This is a genomic window from Rhizobium sp. BR 317 (assembly GCF_047445835.1).
GTDB lineage: Bacteria > Pseudomonadota > Alphaproteobacteria > Rhizobiales > Rhizobiaceae > Rhizobium > Rhizobium paranaense.
The window spans coordinates 47,339-74,147 of record NZ_JARWLB010000009.1 but is presented as its reverse complement, the minus strand read 5'-3'; the positions used below and the strand labels follow the sequence as shown (position 1 = coordinate 74,147).

The window sequence follows — 26,809 nt, the reverse complement described above, 5'->3', positions numbered from 1 at the left end:
CGGCTATCGGCGCTGGCGTATGTGGTGGCCATCACAGCGAGCATGCCCAATTCACAAACCATGCTCGCCCAACAGAGGGAGATTAACATGAACTGGAGTAGTTTGGCGCGCCAACTGCTTGGCGCTTCCTGTGTCGGATTATGTTTTGCGGCGTCGCCGGCAATCACGCCTTCGGCCTCCGCGCAGCAGCCACAAAAGCCCAATATCGTGTTCATCATGGGCGACGATATCGGTTGGTTCAATATCGGCGCCTACAATCAGGGCATCATGGCTGGCAGGACGCCGAACCTGGACCGACTGGCATCTGATGGCATGCGGTTTACCGACTATTACGCTGAGGCGAGCTGCACGGCGGGTCGAGCGAACTTCATCACCGGCGAGCTGCCGATCCGTACCGGGCTGACGACCGTCGGACAGGCCGGTGCTACCCTTGGCATGCCCGACGAGGCGCCGACAATTGCCACCGTGCTCAAATCGATGGGATACGCCACCGGCCAGTTCGGCAAGAACCACCTGGGGGACCTCAACCAGTTCCTGCCCACGGCGCATGGATTTGATGAATTCTTCGGCTACCTCTATCACCTCGATGCGATGGAGGACCCCTGCCATTCTACATACCCGCCGGCGGTGAAGGACATGGTCGGTCCCCGGAACATGGTTCATAGCTATGCGACCGACGGGGATGATCCAACCGTACAGCCGCGCTGGGGCAAGATCGGGAAGCAGAGAATCGAGGATGCCGGCGAGCTTTGCCCGGACCGCATGACGACAGTTGACGATGAGATACTGGCGAATGCCCTCAAGTTCGTCGACAAGGCAAGGCAGGACGATAAGCCGTTTTTCCTCTGGCTCAATCCCACGCGCATGCACGTGGTTACGCATCTCTCGGAGAAGTACGAGAAAATGCGAACACCCGAGAACGGCTGGTCTCTTGAGGAAGCCGGCATGGCGCAGCTTGACGACATCGTCGGTTCTGTCATGAAGTACCTGAAGGACAACGGACTCGAGAACAACACGATCCTTGCCTTCTCCACTGACAACGGCACCGAGAACTTCACTTGGCCTGACGGCGGGCAGACCCCGTTTGCGGGTGGCAAGGGAACTGTCATGGAAGGCGGCTTCCGCGTACCGATGATCATCCGCTGGCCCGGCCACGTACCGGCAGGCAAGGTGGAAAATTCGATTGTCTCAGGGCTGGATTGGTTTCCAACTTTCGTCGCTGCTGCCGGCGATCCGAACATCGTCGGCGAGCTCCAGAAGGGCAAGCAGATCGGTGATCGGACTTACAAGGTGCATCTCGATGGTTATGACCAGACCGACCTCATCACTGGCAAGGGCCCGTCGCAACGGCATGAAGTCTTCTATTTTGCCGAGTCCACGCTAGGTGCGGTGCGCATCGACGACTTCAAGTACCGGCTTACAGATCAGCCGAATGGCTGGTTCGGCGCCACCGTCAAGGTCGACTGGCCGATCCTCCTTAACCTCCGCTTGGACCCGTTCGAGCGCACGGGCCTCGGCCAGTCGCTCTTCGCGAAGGATTGGTGGGCTTACGAATTCTGGCGCTACGTCTTCCTGCAGCAGGAGATGGGAAAAGCCGCCCAGACCTTCCTCGAATTCCCGCCCATGCAGAAGGGCGCAAGCTTCAATCTGGAGGCTTTGAAAGAGGAGCTGGACAAGAAGATGGCCAGTCAAGCTGCTCATTAACTGGCGATTGTGCGCGCTAGATCGAGGCGGACGCCATTAAGGCGCCCGCCGTTGGCGTAGCGCGACCATCCAACCATCGGCCCACAGCCACCCCCTACTTCCTCTTAAACGGCTCCATGCCCTTGCGCGCCAGCTCGTCGGCGCGTTCGTTTTCCGGGTGTCCGGCATGGCCCTTGACCCAATGCAGGGTCACCTGATGCCGGCTGCGGGCTTCTTCCAGGGCTTGCCAGAGTTCGGCGTTTTTCACCGGCTTTTTGTCGGCAGTTTTCCAGCCGTTTTTCTTCCAGCCGAAAATCCACTTGGAGATGCCGTCCTTGACATAGACGCTGTCGGTATAGAGATCGACTTCGCAGGGCGTTTTCAGGGCGCCGAGCGCCGAGATCGCCGCCATCAGCTCCATACGATTGTTGGTCGTCTCCTGTTCGCCGCCGAAAAGCTCCTTTTCGACATCGCCATAGCGCAGCACCGCCCCCCAGCCGCCGGGACCGGGATTGCCGGAGCAAGCGCCGTCGGTAAAGATATCGACGTGTTTCATGCCTTCAGCCCATATTCGGCGCTAGAGGCGATCTGGCGATGGAAGCGCAGCTTGCGCAGATATTCGAGCGGGTCTTTCTTGGTGACCAAGGCGCCGGCTGGCGTCGTCAGCCAATCATAGAGGCGGGTCAGGAAGAAGCGCAGCGCCGAGCCGCGCGACAGTGTCGGCAGCGCGGCGATTTCGGCGGCGTCCAACGGCCGAACGCTCTGATAACCTTCCAGAAGCGCCATGCCCTTGGTGATGTTGTAGGCGCCGTCCTTCTCGAAGCACCAGGCGTTGAGGCAGATCGAGACATCATAGGCGAGCAGATCGTTGCAGGCGAAATAGAAGTCGATCAGCCCCGAAAGCGCGTCGCCGAGAAAGAAGACGTTGTCCGGAAACAGATCCGCATGGATGACGCCATCCGGCAAGCCCTTCGGCCAATGGCGCTTCAGGAAATCCAGTTCGCCGCGGATCTCGTCCTGCAAGCCTGGTTCAACCTCGTCGGCGCGCGCTTCGGATTTTTCCCAAAGCCCCTGCCAGCCTTCAAGCGACAGCGCGTTCGGCCGCTTGATGGCGAAGTCTTCGCCGGCGACATGCATCGCGGCCAGCGCCTTGCCGACTTCGCGGCAATGTTTTGCCTCGGGCTTGCGCAACCACATCCCTTCGAGAAAGGAAATCAGCGCGGCCGGACGGCCCGAGAGATGGCCGAGCAACGCGCCATCCTTGCGCGGCAATGGCAGCGGGCAGGAAAGGCCGCGGCTTGCCAGATGCTGCATCAGGCCGAGGAAAAACGGCAGGTCGCCCTTCTCGACGCGCTTCTCATAGAGCGTCAGGATCAAAGGCTCGCGCGACGTGTGCAGCAGGAAGTTGGAGTTTTCGACGCCCTCGGCGATGCCCTTGTAGGAGAGCAACGTGCCGACATCATATTCCGTCAGGAACCACTTGAGATCGTCTTCGGTAATATCGGTATAAACGGCCACGAATTATTCCCTTTGATACATGCCGGCCACCGCAACCACCCGCCCTCGCCCTTCGAGGGCCCTTTGGGCCACCTCAGGGTGGGGACTGATTTTTGGCACCTGGCGACGAAACTCTCTCCACCTCATCCTGAGGTGCCTTGTCGATGCAGCGTCAGCGCAAGCGGCAAGGCCTCGAAGGACGAGGTGGCCCTTCAATCTCCATTGACGAAGGCCATGTCGGCCACCGTCAGTTCGATATTGCGCAGCTCGCGATTGACGAGGAAATTCTCGGTCTCCTTGACCGTTTCGGCAAGCTCCACCACGGCATTGTAGCGCGCGCGGAAGGCTTCGATGATCTCGTTGACGATGACCTCCGGCGCCGATGCGCCGGCGGAGAGGCCGACGGTTTTGATATCGCCGATATCGTCCCAATCGATTTCCGAGGCGCGCTGGACAAGCACGGATTTCTTGGCCCCTGCTCTCAGCGCCACTTCGACGAGACGCTTGGAATTGGACGAATTCGGTGCGCCGACGACGATGAAAAGATCGCAGCCCGGAGCGGCTTCCTTTACCACTTCCTGGCGGTTGGTGGTGGCGTAGCAGATCGAGTCGGCGGCCGGCGCGGTGAGATTCGGGAATCTCTGCTGCAGCCGCGCGATGACGCCGGCGGTGTCGTCGACCGAGAGCGTCGTCTGCGTGACGAAACCGAGATTGTCCGGGTCAGCAGGTTCATAGGCGTCGACATCCTCCACCGTCTCGATCAACGACACCGAACCCTCCGGAAGCTGGCCCATGGTGCCGATCACTTCCGGGTGGCCGGCATGGCCGATGAGGATGACGTGGCGGCCGAGACGGTTATGCCGCATGGCCTGCTTATGCACCTTGGACACCAGCGGGCAGGTGGCATCGAGATAGAAGAGATTGCGCGCGTCGGCATCTGCCGGCACGGACTTCGGAACGCCATGGGCGGAAAAGACGACAGGCTGGGCGCGATGTTCCGCCGGGATCTCGTTGAGCTCCTCGACGAAGACGGCACCCTTGGCCTCCAGCCCTTCCACGACATAGCGATTATGCACGATCTCATGGCGGACATAGACCGGCGCACCATAGGCTTTCAACGCCAGCACGACGATCTGGATGGCGCGATCGACGCCGGCGCAGAAGCCGCGCGGGCCGCAGAGCCGGATGGTCAGGTCAGGTTTGGAAACCGCTATGTTCATGTCTCTTCCGAAATTCGGGGCGATGGCAAGGCTACAGATATAGGTTCGCCCCGCCGCTTGCTCCATTTAATGCATGTCGCGCAAAAGTGTGCGGCGGTTTTGCGAAAACGACATGCAAAAATAAAGAGCTAAAGCGTGGGAGCGAATCTGAAAGATCCCGACGAGCTTTAGTCCGCATGATCTTATCCAAAAACCGCTGCGCACTTTTTGGGACCATGCTCTAGCCGAATATTCCATCGAAATGAAGCTATTCTATTGCGCGAAACTATTGCCGGGGTGCGTCCGGATGACGTTTGCGCCACCAGGAGATAGCGACGATGGCAACCAGCGCCGCCGCAAGGCCATACCAGGTCACGGCATATTGCAGATGGTTGTTCGGCAGATCGACGATGGTGACGCCGCCGATCGGCAAGCCGGCAGGATTGAGCGTCTTGTCGGCATCGACGAAGAAGGGCAGCACCTTATCCCGTGGAAGCCCATCGCTGTCAGCCATGGCGTCCAGGTCTTTCCAATAGAATATGTTCTTCGCCAGATCATTGTCCGGCATGCCCGAGGGCTGGCCGGCGAGCTTGGCGCGGGCAAGGCCGGTGACGGTCTGTTCGTCCGTCAACTGCCCCTGCACGCGCATTTCCGGCTCCTTGGCGTCGTAGGGCACGAAGCCTCTGTTGACGAAGAGATAGCGCCCGTCCGCAAGCTGCAGCGGCGTATAAATATCGAAGCCGGAAGCGCCAGCGAAAGTCGCGAAGAAATGCCGTTCCTTGTTGTTGAGATATCGACCCGTCGCGGTGACGACGCGATATTCGATATCGCCGCCGGATGCGGCCATGGTCTCGATCGTCGATAGCGGCACGGGCGCAGCGGCCTGACGCTCGGCTATGTCGGCCAGCAAGCCTTCCTTCCAATGCAGCCGTTCGACCTGCCAAGTGCCGAGGACCAGCAGAATGCCGAGCGCCGTAAGCAGGATCAGCGCCTTGCCGATCTGCCAGAAAAGATTGGCGCGGCGAGCGGGCATGATCGCCTCAGTCACGATGAATGCGCCCTTCGCTGGCATTGTTGCGGTATTGCAGCGCGATCAGGATGCCCTTGCACCAGCGTAGCGACAGAAGCGACAGGATGATGGTCAGAGGGCCGAACAGCAGGATATGCACCCAGATCGGCGGCGCATAATTGACCTGCAGCCACAGCACCGAGCCAATCACGATAAAGCCGACGATGAGGATGACGAAGACCGCAGGCCCGTCACCGGCATCGGCAAAGGCATAATCGAGATTGCAGGCAGCGCAGCGCGGTTTCAGCGACAACAGCCCATCGAAGAGCTTGCCGTTGCCGCAGCGCGGGCAGCACCCCTGAATGCCGACCTTGAACGGATCGACGGGTGGAAAGAGGGCGTTGTCGCTGTTTGCCTCTTGATTCGGGCCTGTCCCGTGACCTTCGGGGCTGTCTTGCTCTGGGCTCAAAGTTTGATCTCGATCGATTACCATTCACGACGAGCGTCCGGATCTCGTCCTGTCATCATCAGTAGCCGCGATGCAGCCATCCGTCCAATCGAAAAGCATGGTGACCGCCGCGCCGCGAGCGAACATTGCCCGCAGCATGATGTCGCGGCCGATTTTTCCGTGCCGCTTGAAAATCGTGATCCCGGCCATAGAAAGAGGGTATGGACAATCATCAAGATACGAAGGTCGGTCAGATCATCATCCTGAACGGTGCACCGCGATCCGGAAAATCGAGCATTGTCGAAGCAATTCAGGCCAGTTTCGACGGGCCATGGATGAATCTGGGCGTCGACGCCTATGTGCGGCATATCACTCCGCAGCGTTACCGGCCGGGGATCGGTTTGCGGCCCGGTGGCGAGCGGCCTGATCTGGAGCCGCTGGTTCAGACATTCTATTCGGCGCTCTATGCCTCGATTGCGGCCCACAGCCGTCTTGGGCTCAACGTGGTAGCTGAATTCGGCCATCATGACGCCCATTCAAGGCCGCTCGGAATCCTAGCGGATTGCGCTCGCCAACTCGCGGGCCTGCCCGTTCTTTTCGTCGGGGTGCGCTGCCCGATCGAGACCGTCATTCAGCGGCGTTTGGCGGAAGGCGCTGAAAGGCGCAATGATTATGTCAGCGTTTCCGCCGATGCCCCGATTCCCGCACCGATATCAGCCTGGCAGGCGCAGGTGCATCGGCCCGGTATCTACGATCTCGAGGTCGATACCTCGGTCAAAACCGCGCAAGCCTGCGCCGAGGAGATCAGGCAGCTCATGGATCGGGGTGTTCCGCATCCGACGGCATTCGAGCGGCTTGCGGCAAGCGCTTGAGAGGCCCTTCTCACAATGAAAAAGGCGGGCGCCGAAGCACCCGCCTTTGATATTTCTGCGTCTGCCGCTTAGCCGGCCGCGACCGGCGCGCCCCAGCTTCCCCAGATGTAGATGCAGAAGAACAGGAAGAGCCAGACGACGTCGACGAAGTGCCAATACCAGGCGGCCGCTTCGAATCCGAAATGCTGCTTCGGCGTGAAGTCACCGCGAAGCGCGCGGATGAGGCAGACCAGCAGGAAAATCGTTCCGATCAACACATGGAAACCATGGAAGCCGGTCGCCATGAAAAAGGTTGCGCCGTAGATCGAGTTTTTGAACTCGAAGGGCGCATGCGCATATTCATAGGCCTGGACGCAGGAGAACAGCGCGCCGAGCAGTACCGTCAGGACCAACCCCTGGATCAGGCCCTTGCGGTCATTGTGCAGCAGCGCGTGGTGCGCCCAGGTGACTGTCGTGCCCGAGAGCAGCAGGATGATGGTGTTATAGATCGGCAAATGCCAGGGATTGAGGACTTCAATGCCCTTCGGCGGAAACTGGCCGCCAAGGAAGGCCGTTCGCGAAGCCTGTATCGCCTCGTTCGGAAAGAGGCTGACGTCGAAATAGGCCCAGAACCAGGCAACGAAGAACATCACCTCGGAGGCGATGAACATGATCATGCCATAGCGCAAGTGCAGCGAGACAACGCGGGTATGCGCGCCCTCATGCGCTTCCTTCACCGTATCCGACCACCAGCCGTACATGACATAGAGGATGATGGCCAAACCGATGAAGAACAGCCAAGGCTGCGCCCAATTCAGGCCGAACAGATGCACGGCGCCACCGTTCAGGTAGCGCATGAAGCAGACGCCGCCAAAGGTAATGACAAAGGCACCGAGGGCCGCTGTGATCGGCCACGGGCTGGGGTCGATGATGTGGTAATCGTGTTTCTTCGTATGCGCCTCTGCCATGTCAGCAATTCCCCGAATGACTTTTCCCATATCGCCTCCGGCTGAGCCGGAGGCACTCTCCATCAAAGTTTCTTTTCCGCCACCTTCGCTGCGTCGTTGGAAGCCACAGGCTTCGCGCCGTCGCGCGGATAGAAGGTGTAGGATAGTGTCAGCGCTGTGATCGTCTTGGTTTCTTCCGCCTTAGTGATCTCAGGATCGACGTAGAAAACCACCGGCATCTCGCGCTTTTCCCCCGGTGCCAGATCGGTCTCGTTGAAGCAGAAGCACTGCACCTTGTTGAAATAGGCGCCTGCTTCCACCGGCGAAACGTTGAAGATAGCCTGCCCGCGCGTCGGCTGGTCGGACTTATTTTCGACAAGGAACTTGATCTCGACCGTTTCACCGATCTTGGGGTCAACTTCCTTCTGCATCGGCTTGAAATCCCAGGGCACGCCCGGGGCAACATTGGCGTCGAAGGAGACCTTGATCGGCCTGTCGAGAATAACGCTGGACGCCTGATCGACGCGCTGCGTCGTGCCGTTGAAGCCGGTCACCTCACAGAAGATGCGGTAGAGCGGCACGGCAGCGGCGCACATGGCGCTCATGCCGATCACGAAGCTCAGGCACATGGCAACGACCAGACCGTTGTTGCGGCCGGCACTTCTTGCCTTGTTCGTTGTCCCCTCCTCCATCACGCCTCCTCAAACGTGTCCGGTGCCGACCTTGATGATGGTGATCGCGTAGAACAGGATCACCAGGCCGGCGAGCACCAAACCAAGCGCGATGTTGCGCCCTCGCCGTGATTTCTTTTGCGCTTCCGTGAGCTTGACGAGTTCGATCACAGCCAGCCTCCCGCACCGCCTGACATCAGCACTGCAACGAGCCGGTCGATCAGCAATGCCGAAAAGATTGCAAAGAGATAGAAGATCGAGAAGGCGAAGAGTTTCTTCGCCGGGATCATCTTGATATCGCCATCCGGCATGCGCCGAACAGCGATGGAACAGTATATGAAGACCGCGCCAAGCAGGGCGGCGACAACACCATAGCCGAAGCTTGCCAAACCGATGAACGCCGGCACGACGCCGATGAGGGCCGTCAATACGGCATAAGCGACAATCTGGTTCTTGGTGGTCGGCACGCCGGCGACATTCGGCATCATGGGTACGCCAACGGCTTCGTAGTCGCGCATTTTGAACAGCGCCAGCGCCCAGAAATGGGCCGGCGTCCAGAGGAAGATGATCAGGAAGAGCACGATGCTCTCCATCGTCACGCTACCGGTGACACAGGCCCAGCCGATGACCGGCGGGAAAGCGCCGGCAGCGCCGCCGATGACGATGTTCTGCGGCGTCGAGCGCTTCAGCCACATCGTGTAGATGACGGCGTAGAAGAAAATGGTAAAGGCGAGGATCGCGGCTGAAAGCCAGTTGACGGCCAGACCGAGGATCGTCACCGAAAAGCCCGACAGAACCAAGCCGAAGGCAAGCGCTTCGGAAGCCTTGACGCGGCCGGCGGGGATCGGACGGCGTGCCGTACGGCTCATGACCGCGTCGATATCGGCGTCGTACCACATATTCAGCGCACCGGACGCACCGGCGCCGACGGCAATACAGAGAATGGCGATCAGGCCGAGAACCGGGTTGATATGGCCCGGCGCCAGCACCAGTCCGGCAAAGGCGGTGAAGACGACCAGCGACATGACCCGCGGCTTCAAAAGCTCGAAATAATCGCGCGCACTCGCTTCCGACAGGCCAATTTCGCCTTTCTTCGCGAGCACTTCGTGATTGTCGATGACCGTCATTCTTTCATCCAATGTCCGTTAAGCCGGACGCCGCTTATCACGGCGTCCGGAAATAAGCTACTTGATGCGCGGCAGCTCTTCCCACTGATGGTACGGCGGCGGTGAAGGAAGCTGCCATTCCAGAGTGGTCGCACCCTCGCCCCAGGGATTGTTGCCAGCGACACGCTTCTTCACGAAAGCATCGATGACGCCCCAGAAGAAGAAGCAGAGGCCGACGGCTGCAACATAGGACCCGATGGAGGAAACATAGTTCCAGCCAGCAAAGGCATCCGGATAGTCGATGTAACGGCGCGGCATGCCGGCACGACCGAGGAAGTGCTGCGGGAAGAACACCATGTTGACGCCGACGAAGGTGATCCAGAAGTGCCAGTTGCCGATCTTCTCGCTGTACATGTAGCCGGTCATCTTCGGGAACCAGTAATACCAGGCAGCGAAGATGGCGAAGACGGCGCCGAGCGACAGAACGTAGTGGAAATGCGCGACAACGTAGTAGGTGTCCTGCCATACGCGGTCGAGACCGGCATTGGCGAGCTGCACGCCGGTAACGCCGCCCACCGTGAACAGGAAGATGAAGCCGATCGCCCAGATCATCGGCGTGCGGAACTCGATCGAGCCGCCCCACATCGTCGCGATCCAGGAGAAGACCTTCACGCCGGTCGGAACGGCGATGACCATCGTCGCGAAGACGAAGTAACGCTGCGTGTCGAGCGACAGGCCGACCGTGTACATGTGGTGGGCCCAGACGACGAAGCCGACGGCGCCGATTGCGACCATGGCATAGGCCATGCCGAGATAGCCGAAGATCGGCTTGCGCGAGAAGGTCGAGATGATGTGGCTGATCATGCCGAAGCCCGGCAGGATCAGGATGTAGACTTCCGGGTGACCGAAGAACCAGAACAGATGTTGGTAAAGGATCGGGTCACCGCCGCCTTCCGGCGCGAAGAAGGTCGTGCCGAAGTTGCGGTCGGTCAGCACCATGGTGATGGCACCGGCGAGAACCGGCAGCGACAGGAGCAGCAGGAAGGCCGTGATCAGCACTGACCAGGCAAACAGCGGCATCTTGTGCAGCGTCATGCCCGGAGCGCGCATGTTGAGGATGGTGGTGATGAAGTTGATCGCGCCGAGGATTGACGAGGCGCCGGCGATATGCAGCGCGAAGATCACCAGGTCGACCGCCGGGCCGGGATGGCCGACGATGCCCGACAGCGGCGGATACATCGTCCAGCCGCCGCCCGCGCCATAGGCACCAGCCGGGCCTTCGACGAACATCGACAGGATCAGCAGCAGGAAGGCGGGAACGATCAGCCAGAAGGAAATGTTGTTCAGGCGCGGGAAAGCCATGTCCGGCGCGCCGATCATGATCGGCACCATCCAGTTGGCAAAGCCGCCGATCATCGCCGGCATGACCATGAAGAAGATCATGATCAGCGCGTGGGCGGTGACGAAGACGTTGTACATCTGCTTGCCGCCATCGATGGAGGCGTCGCCCGAATAGCCGTAGACCATGGAGGCCAGACCGCTGAAGATCTGGATGCCCGGCTCCTGCAATTCCATGCGGATCGCGATAGAGAGCAGGAAGCCGACGATACCGGCAAAGATCGCAAAGATCAGATAGAGGGTGCCAATGTCCTTGTGGTTGGTCGAGAAGAACCAACGGTTCACAAAAGTGGGCGTATGAGAGTGATGGTCGTCATGCGCGTGAGCATCATGAAGAGCGTGCGAATGATCGTCGTGTGCCGTAGATCCAGCCATTATCCCTATCCCTCTTACTGAGCCGTGTTTTCAGCGACGTTGACAGTAGCCGGCTGATCGACGGCGGCCATCAGGGCCTTGTTTGCCTTGCTCAGGTCGCCGGCGGCGGTGGTCAGCCACTGCTGGTATTGATCCTGGGAGACGATGTGGATGGCGATCGGCATGAATGCATGGTCCTTGCCGCAAAGCTCGGAACACTGGCCGTAGTAGATGCCTTCATTGTCGGCCTTGAACCAGGTTTCGTTCAAACGGCCGGGAACGGCGTCGATCTTGATGCCGAAGGACGGCATCGCGAAGGAATGGATGACATCTGTCGGTGCGGCGGTAACAAGGACGCGCACGACCTTGCCGACGGGCAGCACCAGCTCGTTGTCGACGGCGAGAAGCCGCGGATATTTCGACCTGTCTTCCTTGCCGGCGGCGGCGCGGTCCTGATCCTTCAGCAGGAAGGAATCGAAGGCCAGCGGTGTGTTACCGCTGTTTTCATATTCATAGTTCCACTGCCACTGCGTGGCGGTCACCTTGACCGTAACGTCAGGATTTTGGGGGAACGTGAGCTGCGTGGTCAGAAGATCGAAGGACGGAACAGCCAGGAACAGAAGAATGAGAACCGGGCCGACGGTCCAGATAACCTCGATCAGCGTATTATGGCTCGTTCTGGAGGGCACCGGATTCTTCGATGCCCGGAACTTGACCATGACGACGATCAAAAGGACGAGCACCAGCAGCGTAATGGGAACGATAAACCAAAGCGTGTATGCTTCGAACCACCGTATTTGATGCATATTGCCGGTGGCTGCCTCTTGCAGGCCGGTTTCCCATGGTTTTGGCTGATCGGCATAGCTGCCGGTCGCAAAAAGCAGACAGGCGATAGCCGCCAGAGCTGCGTAAGCCCTCTTAATCACGATGTCTCTCCCTCCAGCGTTTGATCCCAGATCAATCTCAAACGCAGTATCCCTACATTCCATTGCGCTTCAAACCACAGTTTGGAGCACTCCGCAACAACTCACAACAGTTGTTCGTGCGGCATTTTTGCGCGAAGTGTAGTCCCCCGGCCCGCCGAAACATGGCAAGCATTTCATCATCATACGAAAAATTGCATCACGGTCCATCGCATTGCCGGGGCAAAATGGGATAGAGGTCGTATTTCCGCCGCAGTCGGTTGGAATTCAGCACGCGGGGCTTTTCATTTGCCGGCGTGGGCTTCAACAATAGCGGCACTGATTCGAATCTAGAGGTTTCCATGGGTTTTCGTTCCCTCGCCCGGCTTTGGTTTGTCAGCGCCAGCATCGCTGCCGCGGCCGCAGCACCCGTTCTGGCGCAGCAGGCACAGCAAACACAGCCGGCGCCGCAGGCTCAGCAACTGCAAACCCAGCAACCGCAGCAGCCGGGCCAACAACCGCCGGCGCATACCCAGCAGCTTCCGACCAGCCAGGTTCCACAACCGCCGGGTACGGTGCGTTCGAGCCATGGCGCATGGTCCGTGGTCTGCGACAAGCCGGCGGGCGCATCGACCGAACAATGCGCGCTGATGCAGAACGTCATCGCCGAGGACCGACCGGAAGTCGGTCTTTCGGTTGTTGTGCTGAAAACCGCCGATCGCAAGTCGAAGATTCTTCGCGTGCTGGCGCCGCTCGGAGTGCTGCTGCCGAATGGGCTCGGCCTCAATGTCGACGGCAAGGATATCGGCCGCGCCTATTTCGTGCGCTGCTTCTCGGACGGTTGCTATGCCGAAGTGGTGCTTGAGGACGAGTTGCTGAAAACGCTGCGCAGCGGTGCGACCGCCACCTTCATCGTCTTCCAGTCGCCGGAAGAAGGCATCGGCATTCCCGTCGATCTCAAAGGCTTCGCCGAAGGCTACGACGCGCTTCCGTAAATCGATAGGGCTTGCTCTCTCGTCATCCGAAACCTACATCGGCTCTGAACGGAGCACTTGATCCATGAATACCGATCTCCTTACCTTGTTCGATACCGACGAAACCAAGCTGCGCGGCATCGTCGCCGATGCGCTTTCCGGCGCCGACGACGGCGAGCTTTTCGTCGAGCATGTCCAGGCGGAATCGCTGACCTTCGACAATGGACGCATGAAGGGCGGCAGCTTCAACACCGAGCAGGGTTTTGGCCTGCGCGCCGTTGCCGGCGAAGCGGTGGGCTATGCGCATGCGGGCGATCTCTCCGAAGCGGCTCTCAAGCGCGCCGCCGATGCGGTGCGCGCCGTCACCAGTGGCTATGCCGGTTCCTACGCCGCCGCGCCTCAGCGCACCAACAAGGTGCTCTATAGCGACGAGAACCCGATCGGCAGCCCGAGCTTCGAGGACAAGGCGAAGCTTCTGCAGGAGATCGACAGCTATCTGCGCGACAAGGACAGCAAGGTCCGTCAGGTAACGGCTTCCATTGCTGCGAGCTGGCAGGTGGTCGATATCCTGCGTGCCGACGGTCACCGCGTCCGCGATATCCGGCCGATGACGCGCATCAATATCTCGGTGATGGTCGGCGAAGGTGACCGGCAGGAATCCGGTTCCTTCGGCACTGGCGGCCGCGTCGGCTTCGGCGATTTCGTCACGCAGGAAAATTGGCGCCGCGGTGCCGACGAAGCTTTGCGCCAGGCAATGGTCAATCTCGAGGCAATCGATGCGCCGGCCGGCACGATGGACGTCGTTCTCGGCTCCGGCTGGCCGGGCGTCATGCTGCACGAAGCTGTCGGCCACGGGCTGGAAGGCGATTTCAACCGCAAGAAGACCTCGGCTTTCGCCGGGCTTCTGGGCCAAATGGTGGCCGCTCCCGGCGTCACCGTCGTCGATGACGGGACGATCGAAAACCGCCGCGGTTCGATCACGGTCGACGACGAAGGCACGCCCTCGGCCTACAATGTGCTGATCGAAAATGGCAAGCTGGTCGGCTACATGCAGGACCGGCAGAATGCCCGCCTGATGGGCATGAAGGCAACCGGCAACGGCCGCCGCCAAGGCTATGCCCACACGCCGATGCCGCGCATGACCAACACTTATATGCTCGGCGGCGACAAAACGCCGGAAGAGATCATCGCCTCGGTGAAGAAGGGCATCTATGCCGTTTCCTTCGGTGGCGGCCAGGTGGACATCACCTCCGGCAAATTCGTCTTCGGCTGCACCGAAGCCTACCTGATAGAAGACGGCAAGGTCGGCGCGCCGATCAAGGGCGCCATGCTGATCGGCAATGGCCCGGATGCGATGAAGCGTGTCTCCATGATCGGCAACGACATGAAACTCGACACCGGCATCGGCAATTGCGGCAAGGGCGGCCAATGGGTCCCCGTCGGCGTCGGCCAGCCGCATCTGAGGATGGATCAGGTGACAGTCGGCGGGACGAAGGCGTAGCGGTTCCGACTACGTAGCGTTGCCTTCTTCCGGCCGGAACAGCCATTTCCGCTCTACCGCTGCAGCGAGATCGAGACCGTTGCGGTGGGCAAAGAGAAGGATATGGCCGAGCACGTCAGCCGTCTCGTCGGCGAGCGCGGTCGCCAATTCCTCATCGGTCATGCCCTTGCGTCTTCCCCGACCGGTCGTCTTGTTCCAGATCTGGGTGAGCTCGCCCATCTCTTCCTGCAGCTTTAGAACAAACCAGTCGGCGTCGCGCTCCAATCCATTGGCGGCGGCATAGGTGGCGGAAGCCTTTTCGAACTGCTGGATCAGACCTGACAACATCAATATCGTTCCCTGTATGTTCCTTACAGAAGTGAACGATTCTGCCGGAAATAGCAAGACGGCGGAGTTTATGGCCCCGCCGTCTTGATAGTTTCAAAACTTGATTTCCGCTCAGCCCTTGTTCGGCAGCAGCATGCAATTGAAATCCTTGCGCTTCAGTGCAGCACAGGCGGAATTCGCGTCATCGCGGCTGCCGAAGCCGACAAAGCGGGCGCGATAGACCGTGTTGCTGCCCTTGCCGACGGCTTCGGTATAGGGCGAAGCGTTGGCAAGCGCGCCGCCCGCCTTGGATTGAGCTTCAGACAGCAGGTCCTTGGCCGCCTGCGCCGTCGGAGTAGCCGCAATCTGCACCTGCCAACCGCCGGTCGCCGGCTTGCCGGCATTCTGGATTTCATCCATCGCCATCGGGCGATCCATCGGCACGGTCACATTTGTCGTGGCAGCATAGGCGAGTGGAGCTGAAGAGGGAGTGAACTCGGCCCGTTTGCGTGTCGTCGCCGTGGTTTGCGCATCGACGTCAACATCAACATCATCCTTCGCCGAAGCGACCTGCTTTGCACCGCCAACGCTTGCCATGAGACGCGACGATTCGGCGGAGGTCGCTTTCGGCACATAGCGATTGAGAAGCGAAGCCATGAAGGCATCGCGGCCGCGGGCAGTCGCTCCGCCCATCACAACGCCGATAACGCGGCGGTTACCCTGGCGCACGGCGCTGACGATGTTGAAACCGGAGGCATTGGTGTAGCCGGTCTTGATGCCGTCCATGCCCTCGTAGCGATACATCAGATTGTTATGACCACGAATTCGGCTGCCGCGATAGGTAAAGCCCGACTGTGAAAACAGCCGATATTCCTGCGGATAGTTGTTGATGAGCGCGACGGCGAGCGTGGACATGTCGCGCGCGGTCGTCACCTGCTCCATGCTCGGCAAGCCCGACGGATTGGTGAATACGGTGCGGCGCATACCGATTTCGCGTGCCTTCTGCGTCATCATGCGGGCAAAGCCGCTTTCGCTGCCGCCCAGCGCCTCGCCCATGGCAGTGGCGGCATCGTTGGCGGACTTGACGATCATGCCGTTGACGGCATCGCGGACGATAATGGTGCTGCCCGGTTTCAGGCCGAGCTTGGTCGGGCTCTTACCGGAGGCGTTGCGCGAGACCGGAACCTCTGTGTTCCAACCGATCTTACCGCGATGGATCGCCTCGAAGGTCAGATACAGCGTCATCATCTTCGTCAGCGATGCGGGATGGTTGAGATCATCGGCATTATCGGAAGCCAAGACCTTGCCGGATTTCGCATCCATAATGAAATAGGCGCTGCCCGCAAAGCTCGCCACCGGTGCGCTCAACAGCAAGACGGCCGCAGAAAGGGCCATCAAAAGTTTTTTCATATTCGTCCCCAACTGAAACAAATGCCGATACACCGCATCAACCCAATGTACGCATTTGCGACAAAAGCCTGATTTCGGTGCGATATTGAGGCAACACCCTCGACAGAATTCCCAATTTTGCCTTTGCTGGTAAAATAACGGTTAACGTATTGAAAAGATGATGCAGATTCAGCAAGACTTAACGGCGGATGGGCTACAGCATGGTCATTCGTCAACCGGTTAAATCCCATGGAACAGGGCATCAGAATCCGTCTCAAGCGCGCGGTAATCTCCGGCGGGCTGGAAACCGCCGCAATTCTGAAAAACCTCGGCTTGATGCGCGACGTCGCCGGCCTAGGCGCCATTTTCACCCTGCATCATGTCCGTCCTCCCTTGTGCCGAACCTTCGCACCGAATGCGCATCTGGAAATTTCGCCAGAATTCCTTGACCGCGCGATCAGCCGGCTGAAACGGGATGGTTATGATTTCATCGCCCTCGATGCGCTGCCGGACCGTATCGCAAGTGATCGCAACAAGCCACCCTTTGCTGTTTTCACCCTCGACGACGGCAATCGCGACAATCTCGATCATGCGCTGCCGGTCTTTGCCCGGCACGGTATTCCCTTCACAATCTTCGTCACACAGGGCCTGTCGGAGCGGACACATAGTATTTGGTGGGAAACACTGGCCGACCTGCTCTGCCGGTTGGATCGCCTGACCTTCGATTTCGGGATAGGCCCGGAGAGCTTCGACCTCGACAAAGCCAGCCAGCGGCAAGCCGTCTTTGCCCGCTTCGCCGCCTATGTTCATGCCCATGATGAGACGGAGGCCGTTGGCCGGATCGACGAGCTCGCCCGAACGAACGGCCTGGAGCCACTCGATCTCGTGCGCTCAGCGATCATGGACCGGGAGGAATTGAAGCAGCTTGTCCGTCACCCGCTTGCCTCGCTCGGCGCCCATACGGTCAGCCACCGGGCGCTCGCTCGTCTGCCGGAAGCGGAAGCGGCTGCGGAAATGGCTTTGTCGGCGGATTATGTCGCTGACATCATCGGCGGGCGGCCAGCAGCGATCGCCTATCCCTACGGCACGGCCGATGCCGTCTCTCCTCGCGAAGCCCGGCTAGCGGCGGAACTCGGCTTTTCCGTCGGCGTTACGACCCGGCCTGGGACGATCGGAACGGCGAGTGCCGCTGCCCTCACCCATCTGCCACGACTGTCGTTGAACGGTCACTACCAGAAGGCCCGATATGCCTCGGCGCTTGCCTCCGGCATCCCCATGCGGCTGATGGGGCGCTAAAGCGCATCGCGATCTTTCAGAGTCGCTTGTTGCGCTTTAGATTCTTGAATTTGCGCATGTCGTTATCGCAAAACCGCTGAGCACTTTTGCGCGACATGCTTTGGGCATCGGCATAATCCGTTACGGATACATCCGCACCTTTTCCCAGGCGCCCTCCGGCACGTCACGGCGAAACTCGACGCGATCGTGCAGGCGGAACTGGCGATCGTGCCAGAATTCGATCGACAGCGGCCGGATGCGGAAGCCGGACCAATAGGCAGGGCGTGGAATTTCGCCGATGGCGTAGCGGGCCGTATATTCGGCGACGGCCTTTTCCAGGGCAAAGCGGCCTTCGAGCGGGCGCGACTGCTTCGACGCCCAGGCGCCGATGCGGCTGCCGCGGGCACGCGTCTTGAAATAGTCGTCGGCTTCCTTGTCGCTGACGACTTCAACCAGACCGCGCAGCCTGACCTGCCGGCGCAGCGATTTCCAGTGGAAGCACATCGCCGCTTTCTTTTGGGAAAGAATTTCTTGGCCTTTCTGGCTCTCGAAATTTGTATAGAATACGAATCCCTGGCTATCGAAACCTTTCAGAAGAACCATGCGGACATTTGGCAATCCATCCTTATCAACCGTTGCCAAGGCAACCGCATTCGGATCATTCGGCTCATTGGCTTCAGCGTCGCGCAGCCAGGAAGCGAAAAGCGCGAAGGGCTCGTTCTGCTCGGTGAAGTCACCGCTTGTTAACTCGTTTTCCGACATATTAGCTCAAATTCTCCGCATTTCCTAAAATCGCCAGCCCCAACACTGGCCAAGATACTCGGGTGGAAGTCATAGCAAAGTCGACGGTTCATACAAAGCGCAAGCTTGCAAAAGGCGCGACGATGGCGATTGCCATTCTCTCCCTTGGCGGCTGCGTCGGCGGCGGCATGGACATGCTGAGTTCGACGAAGGTGGATCGGAGCGTTTCAACCGGCACCATCCCGACTGCTCCTGTGACAACCGACAGCGTTTCCGACGAGACGACGGTGCGTAACGCGGTGACTTCGGCAGATCTCAACAAGTTGAACGGACGGTCCGTTCCTTGGGCGAACGCCTCGACGGGTAGCGCCGGCGTCATCGACACGATCGTTGAAAACAACGCCTCGGGACAGGTCTGCCGCCAGTTCCGCACCACTCGCCATTCCTATGACGGCATCGCCAACTTCTTCGGCAAGACCTGCCTCGTTGGCCAAGGCGAATGGCAATTGCTGAGTTTCCAGCAGGACGGCTGATAACCGTCTCTCTTTCTCATTTCATCGTCAAAAGCGGGCCGATCAGCGTGCCCGCCGCAATGCAATCGGCAAGCGCGTAGATATCGTTGCTGGGCGAACGGTCCACCTCGAGCGGCGGCACGATGGAGCGGATGACGGTAAATAGCGTCTCGGCCCTGTCGCCCAGCTTTATTGGACCACGCAGGTCGATGGCGCGGGCGGCTACGATCAGTTCGATCGCGGTGAGGTATCGTAGCTTCTCAACCAGCCGTCCGGTCTTGTCGATCACCGACATGGCAAGCGACGCATAGTCCTCCACACGATCGGCAACCGGCGTCACCGTAAAGGGCATGGGCATCGCCAGATGGCCGATCTCCGCCGTCAGCGCCGCGACGGTCTTTTGCAATGCGCCAAAACCGTTGGCGCCAGCACCTTCCGGTGCGAGGAAACGCGGCAGATCGGAAAAGCCCGGCGACAGCAGCTTCATGATCCGCTCGGCTGTCATGGCGGCAAGACGGGCGAGCGCGAGCGCCAACGTGTCGAAGGCCAGCACCATGTGGGTCGGATCGAAATTGCCCGTCGGCAGCACGACATCTTCATCGGCAAGAACCGATGGGTTGTCGTCACTGGAGTGCAGCTCGAGTTCGGTCGCCGACCACGCCGCTCTCAGCGCATGCAAGGCAGTGCCGGAGACCGATGGCACGCAGCGAAGGCTGAGCGGATCCTGAAGGCGCCGCGCGGCCCCTTGTTTCGTCAGATCGCCCCCTTCGAGCAGCGAGCGAACCGCCGCCGCGACATCGCCTTGTCCGGGGCCGGGCCGCAGGCGTATCGCCAGCGGGTCGAGCGGATCGAGGCTCGCGCGAAATCCTTCGTAGGACAGCGCTGCCGCACCGACATGCGCGTCGAAAATACGCCTGATGTCCTGCAGCAGCAGGCAGGCAAGGCCAACGGAAGCAGCGTTGGAAGAGATCAGCGACAATCCATCCTTAATACCGAAGGGCGGCTGTGCGAGCCCGGCGACCGCCAATGCTTCAGCGCCGGAGACCTCACGGCCGCCCGGCAGAATGGCTTTCCCCTCCCCGACCAATACCAGTGCAATATGTGCAAGCGGCGGAAGATCCGCCTCGCCGATCGAACCGGTCATCGGCACCTTCGGATGAACGGCGCAATTGAGCATGCCGGCAAGCGCTTGCGCCACCTCGGGCGAAACCCCCGAATAGCCTCGGCAGAAACGGGCCAAACGCGCCGCCATCATGGCGCGGACCTCGTCCGCTTCGGCAAAGCGCCCGACGCCGACGGCGCGGGGGCGTGGAATACGGTGTTGCCCTGAATCCTTCGTGGGATCGAGGCGCGTATCGACGGCCGCGCCCAAGCCGGTGCTAACCCCATAGATCGCCTTGCCCTCGCCGGCATGGCGGACGAGACAGGCATAGGCGGCTTCGATGCCGGCGAGCGCATCAGCACCGATTGTCACCTCTGCGCTGTCGCGGGCGATAGCGCAGATCGCATCGATATCCGCGCCGGACGCATCGAAGATCACCTTAGCGTCGGCACCCATCCGTCTGTCCATTTCTCAAACCGAACGTTTTCAGGCGAAGCGCAGGCGCTGGCCGATATTCATCCGCTTCGCCTTGTCGACCATGGCCGCGCCCAGCGCAACATCCGTGGTGCTGAGACCGCGATGCCAGAAGAGAATGGTCTCGTCGTCGCTCTCGCGGCCGGGCCGTGCGCCGCAGACGATCTGGCCGATTTCGGCATGCAGCGTCTCCGCCGTCACCTTGCCCTCATCGACATGCCGGCGCAATGCGCCATAGGGACGGCCGGGGCCGCATTGGCCCCAATCGTCGACGACAACCTTGTCCATGATGTCGGTCAGATCGAATTCCAACGCGCTCATCGTGCCATAGGGAACGACGAAGGCGCCCTTCTTGACCCAGGCTGTCTTGAAGAGTGGCGTCGGCTCCGGCAGACGACTGGCCTCGACCATGATGTCGGCGTCCTTCAGGCAGTCTTCCCAATTGTCGGTGACGATGATCTTCTTGCCGAGATCCTTTTCCAGCCGGGCGGCGAAGGCGTCGCGGCTTTCCGGCCGGCGGGAATGGATACGGATTGCCTCGAAATCGAAGAGATGGTCGAGCAGGCGGACATTCCAATAGGCGGTGCCGCGCGCGCCGATATGGCCGAGCACCTTGCTGTCCTTGCGAGCCAGATGGCGAGCGCCGATGGCCGTGACCGCGCCGGTGCGCATATCGGTGATCGCCGTGGCGTCGATGATCGCCTTCGGCATGCCGGTGCGCGGATCGAAAAGGTTGAGCACCGCCATTTCAGAAGGAAGGCCCTGCTTGTAGTTATCGACGAAATCGCCAACCACTTTGACGCCGGCATAGTCGAGCGGCTTCACATAGCCGCGGAGCACGTTGAAATGGCCCTTGTCCGAACTTTCAGGCACGAGGTGCACGCGCGGTTCGATCACCGTTTCGCCACGTCCCTGTGCGTCGAGCGCCCTGCTGACGGCAGCGAGAATTTCGTCGTTGGTCAACGCCAGCGCCCTGGTATCGATGGCGTTCAGATAGTCGATCCAAATTTCCTGCATGGGATGCCCTGGCCTTCCGCTGGTCGCATGCTCGCGTCACTATGAAATGAGTTGTCTATACTTATTGTCAAGGCAAATCCCGCCTGGAAACCGTGCCGTTAGCTGGGCCGGGCGTGGCTTCCCAGGCGATATTTCGCATCAAAGTTTAGTGAACGGCTAACCATTGCGGTAGATCGAACCGTGCGGCCAGCCCGGCGTAACAACTGATTAGCAACTGCTCCCGCAGGATCACACCATATGCGCGTCAACCTTTCTTGCTTCCGGGGAGCGAAAGAGGCGGCGCGATCCATATGTTTTTCTTTCTTTTGGGGCGCCACAACGAGGCCGGGCACCCTTCAAAACGGTGGTTATGATGATGCGCGATCCTTACAAGGTGCTTGGCGTAAAGCGGGATGCCGGGGCGGACGAAATCAAGACGGCATGGCGCAGCCTGGCCAAGGCCGTGCATCCCGATCACAATATCGGCGATCCCACGGCAACGGAGCGTTTTGCCGAGATCGGCCGTGCCTATGAAACGCTGAAGGACCCGCAGAAGCGCAGCCGCTACGATCAGGTGGCGCGCATGGCCGAGGCGAAAGGCCAAAGCACCGAGCAGACCATCATGCAGCAGCGCCAGGCAGCCCGCGAAGCCGCGGAGCGCGCCAAGGCCGCACGCGCCAACGCCGAAAAGATTATGGAAGAACTCGCCCGCGCCAAGGCCCAGAAGGCGCAGAAGGCTGCCGCGGCCGCCAACCCACAGGCCGCCGGAAGCGAGTCACCCGAGGATATGGTCGAGCGCATTTTCGGCGCCAAGGCCGCCCGCGCCGCACCGAACCAGGCAGAGACTGCCGCCAGTGCCGCGGAGACGGAGAAGCAGCGCGAACAGAGCAGCGGCGAGACCGAAGAGACCTTTGCAGAGGAAGAGCAGCTTGCAACGGGGACCGGGCCGGCCGTCTTCCGCTCGCGCTTCGGCATTCTCGGCTCGCTTGTGCGTCGCATTACGGGCGGCAGCACTCAGGATAAGGCGCCGGAAAAGACGCCCGAGATCGCTGCCGAAGCGACTGTCACCCTCGAAGACATGCTGAAGGGAAACTGGATCACCGTACCGCTTTCCGACGGACGGGAAGCGCGCTTTCAGGCAACGACGGATATCAGCAACGGCCAGGTCGTGCATCTGAAGGGCCAGGGGCTGAAATTGCAGGGCATGCAGCGCGGCGATGTGGCGATCACCATCCATCTTTCCACCGACAGCCGCTTTACCCTCAATGGCCTCGACGTCCATACGACACTTCCCGTAACCATCGAAAATGCTGTGCTCGGTTATGAGACAATGGTCGAGGGATTGAACGGTCCGGTCAAGCTTACAGTCCCGCCCTGGTCCGGTTCGGATCAGGTCATCCGAATCTCCGATCAGGGACTGCCGGACGGGCACGGCGGAAAAGGCAATCTCGTGGTTGAATTGCGCTTAATGCTGTGGGAAAAACCGGACGACAAAGTTACCGATTTGATGCGCAGCATGCGCGAGGGGCTTTTTTTGTGAAATTTCAGTGACAACCGCACCCTTTGTTACGATCCCTAACAGTTGATGATCTTTCCAATGCTTGAACAGGGGATCGGCCTATGCCATAGGCAGGATCATTCGAAAGTTCAAGGGAGCAGAATATGGCTCAAGCCACTGGCCTCATGGCAGGCAAGCGCGGCGTCATCCTCGGCGTTGCAAACAACCGTTCCATAGCGTGGGGTATTGCCAAGGCCTGTTCCGAAGCCGGTGCCGAAATCGCGTTGACGTGGCAGGGCGACGCTTTGAAGAAGCGCGTCGAGCCGCTCGCCCAGGAGCTCGGCGCCTTCATGGCCGGCCATTGCGACGTTACGGAACTGGCAACGATCGATGCCGTCATCGACACGCTGGAAGCGAAATGGGGCAAGATCGATTTCGTCGTCCACGCCATTGCCTTCTCCGACAAGGATGAGCTGACCGGACGTTATGTCGACACCAGCCGCGATAATTTCGCGCGCACGATGGACATCTCCGTTTATTCGCTGATCGCCGTCGCCCAGCGCGCCGAGCGCATCATGAACGACGGCGGCTCGATCATCACGCTGACCTATTACGGTGCAGAGAAGGTCATGCCGAACTACAACGTCATGGGCGTTGCCAAGGCTGCTCTCGAAGCGAGTGTCCGCTACCTCTCCGTCGATCTCGGCGGCCGCGGCATTCGCGTCAACGCCATTTCCGCCGGCCCGATCAAGACGCTCGCCGCCGCCGGCATCGGCGACTTCCGCTACATCCTGAAATGGAATGAATATAACGCGCCGCTGAAGCGCACGGTTTCGATCGACGAAGTCGGCAACTCCGCGCTTTATCTGCTCTCCGATCTTTCCACGGCTGTCACCGGCGAAGTGCACCATGTCGATTCGGGTTATCATGCCATCGGCATGAAGGCCGTGGATGCGCCTGATATCGCCGTCGTCAAGGATTGATCAACAGGAAGCCTGACCGTGCCGCCTCTCTATGTGATACGCCACGGTCAGACGGACTGGAATGCCGAGCGCCGGCTGCAGGGGCAGAAGGATATCGATCTAAACGCTATCGGCCGCGCGCAGGCGCGGCAGAATGGCGTCGAGCTTGCTGAAATCCTCGCTTTCGAAAACCAGCCGTTCGACTTTGTCGCAAGCCCGCTCAGGCGCACCCGCGAGACCATGGAGATCGCGCGCGAAGCCATGGGCCTGCCGCCCAAGGACTATCGCACCGACGAGCGGCTGGTCGAAGTCTCCTTCGGCGCTTGGGAAGGTTTCACCCTTAAGGAATTGAAGGCGACCGAGGCCGATCGCCTCGCCGAGCGCAACGCCGGCAAGTGGGATTTCATCCCGCCCGGCGATGATGCAGAGAGCTACGAAATCCTCTCCTGGCGCGTCGGCTCCTGGCTGACTTCGGTCGATCGGCCGACCGTCTGCGTCACCCATGGCGGCGTCATCCGCTCCATGTTCCGGCTGATCGCCGATGTCTCGAAAGAGGATGCCGCTGAAGCGGAAATCCCGCAGGACCGCATCCTGAAGGTCGATCTGAGCTGGAAGACTATCGGCTGGCTGGAATAGGTCTTTGGTTCGAACCTATTTGGGATCGTCGATATCAGCAGTGGTGATGGCGTGCGATGTCAGCGTCCCGTTGGCTATCACCGCAACCGATGTCGCCCCTCCCGCCAAGCGCAGCCAGAATTCATAGTCCGCTGTCCGATCCCCAAAGGCCGAAGCTTCGTTGTCGGTGAGCCAACGCGCCAACTTCTCAGGTGTGGCGAAGGAAGGGGAGATCGGCGACCCCTCCGTCGTCGTCTCATACATCATGAGATGCGTGCATTCGTTGGCCGGCCAGACCGGCATGAAGTTTTTCGGATCGGGGCGTGGGCCAGCATAGTCGGCGAAAGATTTCTTTTCGCCCTCATAAGGTTTCCAACCGCCATTTCGAAGGTCTTCGACAAGCGGCCATTTTTCGGCGCGCTCGTCCCATCTTGCAACCGCCCCTGGGTAGTCCGCGAGCAAACAGCGTATGGTGCCGATCCAAGGCTCATCGGGCGCATCTTCGATTGTATATCGGGGATGCTCCCAGTTCGCCGGAACCCGTCTCACTTCCCGTCCCATCAAGTCGCCTCCTTGGACATTTTGGCAAGGGCGAAAATAGACTCTAACCGCGGTACTGTCTTGATGGGCGCCAGCCTACAACTCATTTGGGCACAACTTATTTGTGTCGTGCCAAATGACGAATTGAGGCCCTGCAACTCCTGAAAATGTTCGGCAGCGGGCAAGCCCGCAATCGACAATCAGTTGACGATATCGAGATCGTTGATGACGCGCTTGCCGTCGACCTCGGTATAGAAGACGACAACCTTCACGCCTGCCTTCAGACCAGTGAAATCGAAATCCTGGGGCGCCTGATAATTCTTGCCGTCGTCCAGCGTGATGCTGGAATTCTTCTCGTCGACCTTTTTGATCGTGGCCTCGACGTCGGCGCTTTCGGCAAAGCCGGCGACGGGGGCGAGGAGGCTTGCCGTGGCCAGGAGCGTCGCAACAAAGAAGCGCATCGGAGGACCCTTTTGATTTCATTATTGGTGCTGATTTGATTGGTCACAAGTAACGCTTTGAATATGGCGGAAGTTGCCCGCAACAATGGCTTTCGTCGCCCAATTGATGAATGTGTTTTCACAATCCACAGCATGGATTAATCTTCGTTTACCATAACAGGCGCTGGCAGGTTCCAGCCCGCGCGGCCACAACGGAAAGAAAGATTTGCCTCGGCAGCTTTTTGGCCTATGAGTGTGCCGCAATTCCAAGAGATAAAGGCGCGGCCGCCGCCGGGCCGCAGCAATCCGGTCGTTTCCCATGTCGTACAATACATTCGGTCATCTCTTCCGCGTCACCACCTGGGGCGAAAGCCATGGGCCGGCGCTCGGCTGCGTCGTCGATGGCTGCCCTCCAGGGCTGCGTTTCAAGCTCGAGGACATTCAGGTCTGGCTCGACAAGCGCAAGCCCGGTCAGTCGCGTTTCGTGACGCAGCGGCGCGAAGACGATCTCGTCAAGGTGCTGTCCGGCGTGATGCTGGATGAAGACGGCGAGACGATGATTTCAACGGGCACGCCGATCTCGATGCTGATCGAAAACACCGACCAGCGCTCCAAGGATTACGGCGAGATCGCGCGGCGCTATCGCCCCGGCCACGCCGATTATACCTATGATGTCAAATACGGCATCCGCGACTATCGCGGCGGCGGACGTTCATCTGCCCGCGAGACCGCAGCGCGCGTCGCTGCAGGGGGTATTGCCCGTCTCGTCGTGCCCGGCGTCACCGTGCGCGGCGCGCTGGTGCAGATCGGCAAGCATAAGATCAACCGCGCCAATTGGGATTGGGCACAGGTCGATCAGAACCCATTCTTCGCCCCGGATCCGGAAATCGTACCGGTCTGGGAGGAATATCTCGACGGCATCCGCAAGGCCGGCTCTTCGATCGGCGCCGTCGTCGAAGTCGTCGCCGAGGGTGTACCCGCCGGTCTCGGCGCACCGATCTATGGCAAGCTCGATCAGGATATCGCCTCGCTGCTGATGTCGATCAACGCCGTCAAGGGCGTCGAAATCGGTGAGGGCTTTGCTTCCGCTGAGCTGACCGGCGAGGAAAACGCCGATGCGATGCGCATGGGCAATGACGGCAACCGCATTTTCCTGTCCAACCATGCCGGCGGCATACTCGGCGGCATTTCCACCGGCGAGCCCATCGTCGCGCGCTTTGCCATCAAGCCGACCTCCTCGATCCTGACGGAACGCCAGTCCATCGACGCGGATGGCAACAATGTCGATGTGCGGACCAAGGGCCGCCACGACCCCTGCGTCGGCATCCGCGCCGTGCCGATCGGCGAGGCAATGGTGGCCTGCGCCGTTGCCGATCATTATCTCAGAGACCGTGGCCAGACCGGCCGGCTGAAATAAGG

At 60.0% G+C, this 26,809-nt stretch carries 28 protein-coding genes; 10 read left to right on the top strand and 18 right to left on the bottom strand.

What is annotated here, in order from left to right:
* The first annotated feature begins 87 nt into the window (after window positions 1-87).
* Window positions 88-1,704: an arylsulfatase gene (locus QD357_RS16005; RefSeq protein ID WP_181316021.1), complete on the top strand. Its 1,617-nt coding sequence runs from the start codon at window positions 88-90 to the stop codon at window positions 1,702-1,704.
* Window positions 1,705-1,798: 94 nt separating this feature from the next.
* Here QD357_RS16005 and rnhA read toward each other — a convergent pair whose 3' ends face one another.
* From rnhA to QD357_RS15980, 5 genes are all read right to left on the bottom strand, one after another.
* A complete protein-coding gene (gene rnhA / locus QD357_RS16000; protein ID WP_107107354.1) occupies window positions 1,799-2,239 on the bottom strand; it encodes a ribonuclease HI in 441 nt (146 codons plus the stop codon).
* A complete protein-coding gene (locus QD357_RS15995) occupies window positions 2,236-3,201 on the bottom strand; it encodes a homoserine kinase (protein WP_107107353.1) in 966 nt (321 codons plus the stop codon). The genes rnhA and QD357_RS15995 overlap by 4 nt, the downstream gene beginning before the upstream one ends.
* Window positions 3,202-3,392: 191 nt before the next feature.
* On the bottom strand, window positions 3,393-4,400 hold the full coding sequence (ispH, locus tag QD357_RS15990) for a 4-hydroxy-3-methylbut-2-enyl diphosphate reductase (RefSeq protein ID WP_107107352.1): 1,008 nt from the start codon (window positions 4,398-4,400) through the stop codon (window positions 3,393-3,395).
* Window positions 4,401-4,665: 265 nt separating this feature from the next.
* Window positions 4,666-5,412 carry an SURF1 family protein gene (locus QD357_RS15985; RefSeq protein ID WP_107107351.1) on the bottom strand — a complete coding sequence of 249 codons (747 nt, stop codon included), beginning with the start codon at window positions 5,410-5,412 and terminating at the stop codon, window positions 4,666-4,668.
* Between the two features lie 7 nt (window positions 5,413-5,419).
* Entirely contained in the window at window positions 5,420-5,857 is a 438-nt protein-coding gene (locus QD357_RS15980) for a DUF983 domain-containing protein (protein WP_107107491.1), read from the bottom strand.
* A 200-nt stretch (window positions 5,858-6,057) separates the two neighbouring features.
* Here QD357_RS15980 and QD357_RS15975 point away from each other — a divergent pair, with 200 nt between their 5' ends.
* Entirely contained in the window at window positions 6,058-6,708 is a 651-nt protein-coding gene (locus tag QD357_RS15975; protein ID WP_107107350.1) for a chloramphenicol phosphotransferase CPT family protein, read from the top strand.
* 68 nt (window positions 6,709-6,776) lie between these two features.
* On the opposite strand, the gene QD357_RS15970 is transcribed toward QD357_RS15975, so the two are convergent.
* The 6 genes from QD357_RS15970 to coxB form a co-directional block, all read right to left on the bottom strand.
* A complete protein-coding gene (locus QD357_RS15970; protein ID WP_107107349.1) occupies window positions 6,777-7,655 on the bottom strand; it encodes a cytochrome c oxidase subunit 3 in 879 nt (292 codons plus the stop codon).
* 62 nt (window positions 7,656-7,717) lie between these two features.
* Window positions 7,718-8,326 carry a cytochrome c oxidase assembly protein gene (locus QD357_RS15965; RefSeq protein ID WP_107107348.1) on the bottom strand — a complete coding sequence of 203 codons (609 nt, stop codon included), beginning with the start codon at window positions 8,324-8,326 and terminating at the stop codon, window positions 7,718-7,720.
* A 9-nt stretch (window positions 8,327-8,335) separates the two neighbouring features.
* Window positions 8,336-8,476: a hypothetical protein gene (locus tag QD357_RS15960; RefSeq protein WP_034488087.1), complete on the bottom strand. Its 141-nt coding sequence runs from the start codon at window positions 8,474-8,476 to the stop codon at window positions 8,336-8,338.
* Window positions 8,473-9,432: a heme o synthase gene (locus QD357_RS15955; protein WP_107107347.1), complete on the bottom strand. Its 960-nt coding sequence runs from the start codon at window positions 9,430-9,432 to the stop codon at window positions 8,473-8,475. Before QD357_RS15955 ends, QD357_RS15960 begins: the two co-directional genes overlap by 4 nt.
* A gap of 57 nt (window positions 9,433-9,489) precedes the next feature.
* Window positions 9,490-11,184, bottom strand: a complete 1,695-nt coding sequence (gene ctaD, locus QD357_RS15950; protein ID WP_107107346.1) for a cytochrome c oxidase subunit I — start codon at window positions 11,182-11,184, stop codon at window positions 9,490-9,492.
* A 14-nt stretch (window positions 11,185-11,198) separates the two neighbouring features.
* Window positions 11,199-12,089, bottom strand: coding sequence for a cytochrome c oxidase subunit II (coxB, locus tag QD357_RS15945; protein WP_414124602.1), 891 nt, complete (start codon window positions 12,087-12,089; stop codon window positions 11,199-11,201).
* A 338-nt stretch (window positions 12,090-12,427) separates the two neighbouring features.
* On the opposite strand from coxB, the gene QD357_RS15940 reads away from it, so the two are divergent.
* Both QD357_RS15940 and tldD read left to right on the top strand, forming a co-directional pair.
* Window positions 12,428-13,060 carry an invasion associated locus B family protein gene (locus QD357_RS15940; RefSeq protein ID WP_107107490.1) on the top strand — a complete coding sequence of 211 codons (633 nt, stop codon included), beginning with the start codon at window positions 12,428-12,430 and terminating at the stop codon, window positions 13,058-13,060.
* Window positions 13,061-13,124: 64 nt separating this feature from the next.
* Entirely contained in the window at window positions 13,125-14,540 is a 1,416-nt protein-coding gene (tldD, locus tag QD357_RS15935) for a metalloprotease TldD (protein WP_107107344.1), read from the top strand.
* 9 nt (window positions 14,541-14,549) lie between these two features.
* Here tldD and QD357_RS15930 read toward each other — a convergent pair whose 3' ends face one another.
* Together QD357_RS15930 and QD357_RS15925 are read right to left on the bottom strand one after the other, a co-directional pair.
* On the bottom strand, window positions 14,550-14,867 hold the full coding sequence (locus tag QD357_RS15930) for a pyrophosphatase (RefSeq protein ID WP_107107343.1): 318 nt from the start codon (window positions 14,865-14,867) through the stop codon (window positions 14,550-14,552).
* A 111-nt stretch (window positions 14,868-14,978) separates the two neighbouring features.
* A complete protein-coding gene (locus QD357_RS15925; RefSeq protein ID WP_414124601.1) occupies window positions 14,979-16,256 on the bottom strand; it encodes a serine hydrolase in 1,278 nt (425 codons plus the stop codon).
* A gap of 228 nt (window positions 16,257-16,484) precedes the next feature.
* Between QD357_RS15925 and QD357_RS15920 the strand changes: the two genes are divergently transcribed.
* On the top strand, window positions 16,485-17,531 hold the full coding sequence (locus QD357_RS15920) for a polysaccharide deacetylase family protein (protein ID WP_107107231.1): 1,047 nt from the start codon (window positions 16,485-16,487) through the stop codon (window positions 17,529-17,531).
* 120 nt (window positions 17,532-17,651) lie between these two features.
* On the opposite strand, the gene pdxH is transcribed toward QD357_RS15920, so the two are convergent.
* Window positions 17,652-18,272, bottom strand: coding sequence for a pyridoxamine 5'-phosphate oxidase (gene pdxH, locus QD357_RS15915; RefSeq protein WP_414124600.1), 621 nt, complete (start codon window positions 18,270-18,272; stop codon window positions 17,652-17,654).
* A 62-nt stretch (window positions 18,273-18,334) separates the two neighbouring features.
* Here pdxH and QD357_RS15910 point away from each other — a divergent pair, with 62 nt between their 5' ends.
* Window positions 18,335-18,784 (top strand): RT0821/Lpp0805 family surface protein, encoded by a 450-nt coding sequence (locus QD357_RS15910; protein ID WP_107107229.1) that lies wholly within the window; start codon window positions 18,335-18,337, stop codon window positions 18,782-18,784.
* 16 nt (window positions 18,785-18,800) lie between these two features.
* On the opposite strand, the gene QD357_RS15905 is transcribed toward QD357_RS15910, so the two are convergent.
* Both QD357_RS15905 and QD357_RS15900 read right to left on the bottom strand, forming a co-directional pair.
* Window positions 18,801-20,321 (bottom strand): HAL/PAL/TAL family ammonia-lyase, encoded by a 1,521-nt coding sequence (locus tag QD357_RS15905; RefSeq protein ID WP_414124599.1) that lies wholly within the window; start codon window positions 20,319-20,321, stop codon window positions 18,801-18,803.
* A gap of 30 nt (window positions 20,322-20,351) precedes the next feature.
* Window positions 20,352-21,356, bottom strand: coding sequence for an ornithine cyclodeaminase family protein (locus QD357_RS15900; protein WP_414124598.1), 1,005 nt, complete (start codon window positions 21,354-21,356; stop codon window positions 20,352-20,354).
* A gap of 355 nt (window positions 21,357-21,711) precedes the next feature.
* Here QD357_RS15900 and QD357_RS15895 point away from each other — a divergent pair, with 355 nt between their 5' ends.
* The 3 genes from QD357_RS15895 to QD357_RS15885 all read left to right on the top strand — a co-directional run bounded on the left by QD357_RS15895 (window position 21,712) and on the right by QD357_RS15885 (window position 24,431).
* A complete protein-coding gene (locus QD357_RS15895) occupies window positions 21,712-22,875 on the top strand; it encodes a DnaJ domain-containing protein (RefSeq protein ID WP_107107258.1) in 1,164 nt (387 codons plus the stop codon).
* A 122-nt stretch (window positions 22,876-22,997) separates the two neighbouring features.
* Window positions 22,998-23,816 (top strand): enoyl-ACP reductase FabI, encoded by an 819-nt coding sequence (gene fabI / locus QD357_RS15890; RefSeq protein ID WP_107107226.1) that lies wholly within the window; start codon window positions 22,998-23,000, stop codon window positions 23,814-23,816.
* An 18-nt stretch (window positions 23,817-23,834) separates the two neighbouring features.
* Window positions 23,835-24,431, top strand: coding sequence for a histidine phosphatase family protein (locus QD357_RS15885; protein ID WP_107107225.1), 597 nt, complete (start codon window positions 23,835-23,837; stop codon window positions 24,429-24,431).
* Window positions 24,432-24,446: 15 nt separating this feature from the next.
* Here QD357_RS15885 and QD357_RS15880 read toward each other — a convergent pair whose 3' ends face one another.
* The gene (locus QD357_RS15880) at window positions 24,447-24,971 is read right to left on the bottom strand and encodes a hypothetical protein (protein WP_107107224.1); all 525 of its coding nucleotides are present in this window, start codon (window positions 24,969-24,971) and stop codon (window positions 24,447-24,449) included.
* A gap of 179 nt (window positions 24,972-25,150) precedes the next feature.
* Window positions 25,151-25,411: a DUF1344 domain-containing protein gene (locus tag QD357_RS15875; protein WP_107107223.1), complete on the bottom strand. Its 261-nt coding sequence runs from the start codon at window positions 25,409-25,411 to the stop codon at window positions 25,151-25,153.
* A 298-nt stretch (window positions 25,412-25,709) separates the two neighbouring features.
* Between QD357_RS15875 and aroC the strand changes: the two genes are divergently transcribed.
* Window positions 25,710-26,807, top strand: coding sequence for a chorismate synthase (gene aroC / locus QD357_RS15870; RefSeq protein WP_107107221.1), 1,098 nt, complete (start codon window positions 25,710-25,712; stop codon window positions 26,805-26,807).
* Window positions 26,808-26,809 lie beyond the last annotated feature (2 nt).

Bases quoted from the DNA above. Each gene is read 5' to 3' on its own strand.
- QD357_RS16005 (WP_181316021.1), top strand. From the start codon at position 88: ATGAACTGGAGTAGTTTGGCGCGCCAACTGCTTGGCGCTTCCTGTGTC.
- rnhA (WP_107107354.1), bottom strand. From the start codon at position 2,239: ATGAAACACGTCGATATCTTTACCGACGGCGCTTGCTCCGGCAATCCC.
- ispH (WP_107107352.1), bottom strand. From the start codon at position 4,400: ATGAACATAGCGGTTTCCAAACCTGACCTGACCATCCGGCTCTGCGGC.
- QD357_RS15985 (WP_107107351.1), bottom strand. From the start codon at position 5,412: ATGCCCGCTCGCCGCGCCAATCTTTTCTGGCAGATCGGCAAGGCGCTG.
- QD357_RS15975 (WP_107107350.1), top strand. From the start codon at position 6,058: ATGGACAATCATCAAGATACGAAGGTCGGTCAGATCATCATCCTGAAC.
- QD357_RS15970 (WP_107107349.1), bottom strand. From the start codon at position 7,655: ATGGCAGAGGCGCATACGAAGAAACACGATTACCACATCATCGACCCC.
- QD357_RS15965 (WP_107107348.1), bottom strand. From the start codon at position 8,326: ATGGAGGAGGGGACAACGAACAAGGCAAGAAGTGCCGGCCGCAACAAC.
- QD357_RS15955 (WP_107107347.1), bottom strand. From the start codon at position 9,432: ATGACGGTCATCGACAATCACGAAGTGCTCGCGAAGAAAGGCGAAATT.
- ctaD (WP_107107346.1), bottom strand. From the start codon at position 11,184: ATGGCTGGATCTACGGCACACGACGATCATTCGCACGCTCTTCATGAT.
- QD357_RS15940 (WP_107107490.1), top strand. From the start codon at position 12,428: ATGGGTTTTCGTTCCCTCGCCCGGCTTTGGTTTGTCAGCGCCAGCATC.
- tldD (WP_107107344.1), top strand. From the start codon at position 13,125: ATGAATACCGATCTCCTTACCTTGTTCGATACCGACGAAACCAAGCTG.
- QD357_RS15930 (WP_107107343.1), bottom strand. From the start codon at position 14,867: ATGTTGTCAGGTCTGATCCAGCAGTTCGAAAAGGCTTCCGCCACCTAT.
- QD357_RS15925 (WP_414124601.1), bottom strand. From the start codon at position 16,256: ATGAAAAAACTTTTGATGGCCCTTTCTGCGGCCGTCTTGCTGTTGAGC.
- QD357_RS15920 (WP_107107231.1), top strand. From the start codon at position 16,485: ATGGAACAGGGCATCAGAATCCGTCTCAAGCGCGCGGTAATCTCCGGC.
- pdxH (WP_414124600.1), bottom strand. From the start codon at position 18,272: ATGTCGGAAAACGAGTTAACAAGCGGTGACTTCACCGAGCAGAACGAG.
- QD357_RS15905 (WP_414124599.1), bottom strand. From the start codon at position 20,321: ATGGGTGCCGACGCTAAGGTGATCTTCGATGCGTCCGGCGCGGATATC.
- QD357_RS15900 (WP_414124598.1), bottom strand. From the start codon at position 21,356: ATGCAGGAAATTTGGATCGACTATCTGAACGCCATCGATACCAGGGCG.
- QD357_RS15895 (WP_107107258.1), top strand. From the start codon at position 21,712: ATGCGCGATCCTTACAAGGTGCTTGGCGTAAAGCGGGATGCCGGGGCG.
- fabI (WP_107107226.1), top strand. From the start codon at position 22,998: ATGGCTCAAGCCACTGGCCTCATGGCAGGCAAGCGCGGCGTCATCCTC.
- QD357_RS15880 (WP_107107224.1), bottom strand. From the start codon at position 24,971: ATGGGACGGGAAGTGAGACGGGTTCCGGCGAACTGGGAGCATCCCCGA.
- QD357_RS15875 (WP_107107223.1), bottom strand. From the start codon at position 25,411: ATGCGCTTCTTTGTTGCGACGCTCCTGGCCACGGCAAGCCTCCTCGCC.
- aroC (WP_107107221.1), top strand. From the start codon at position 25,710: ATGTCGTACAATACATTCGGTCATCTCTTCCGCGTCACCACCTGGGGC.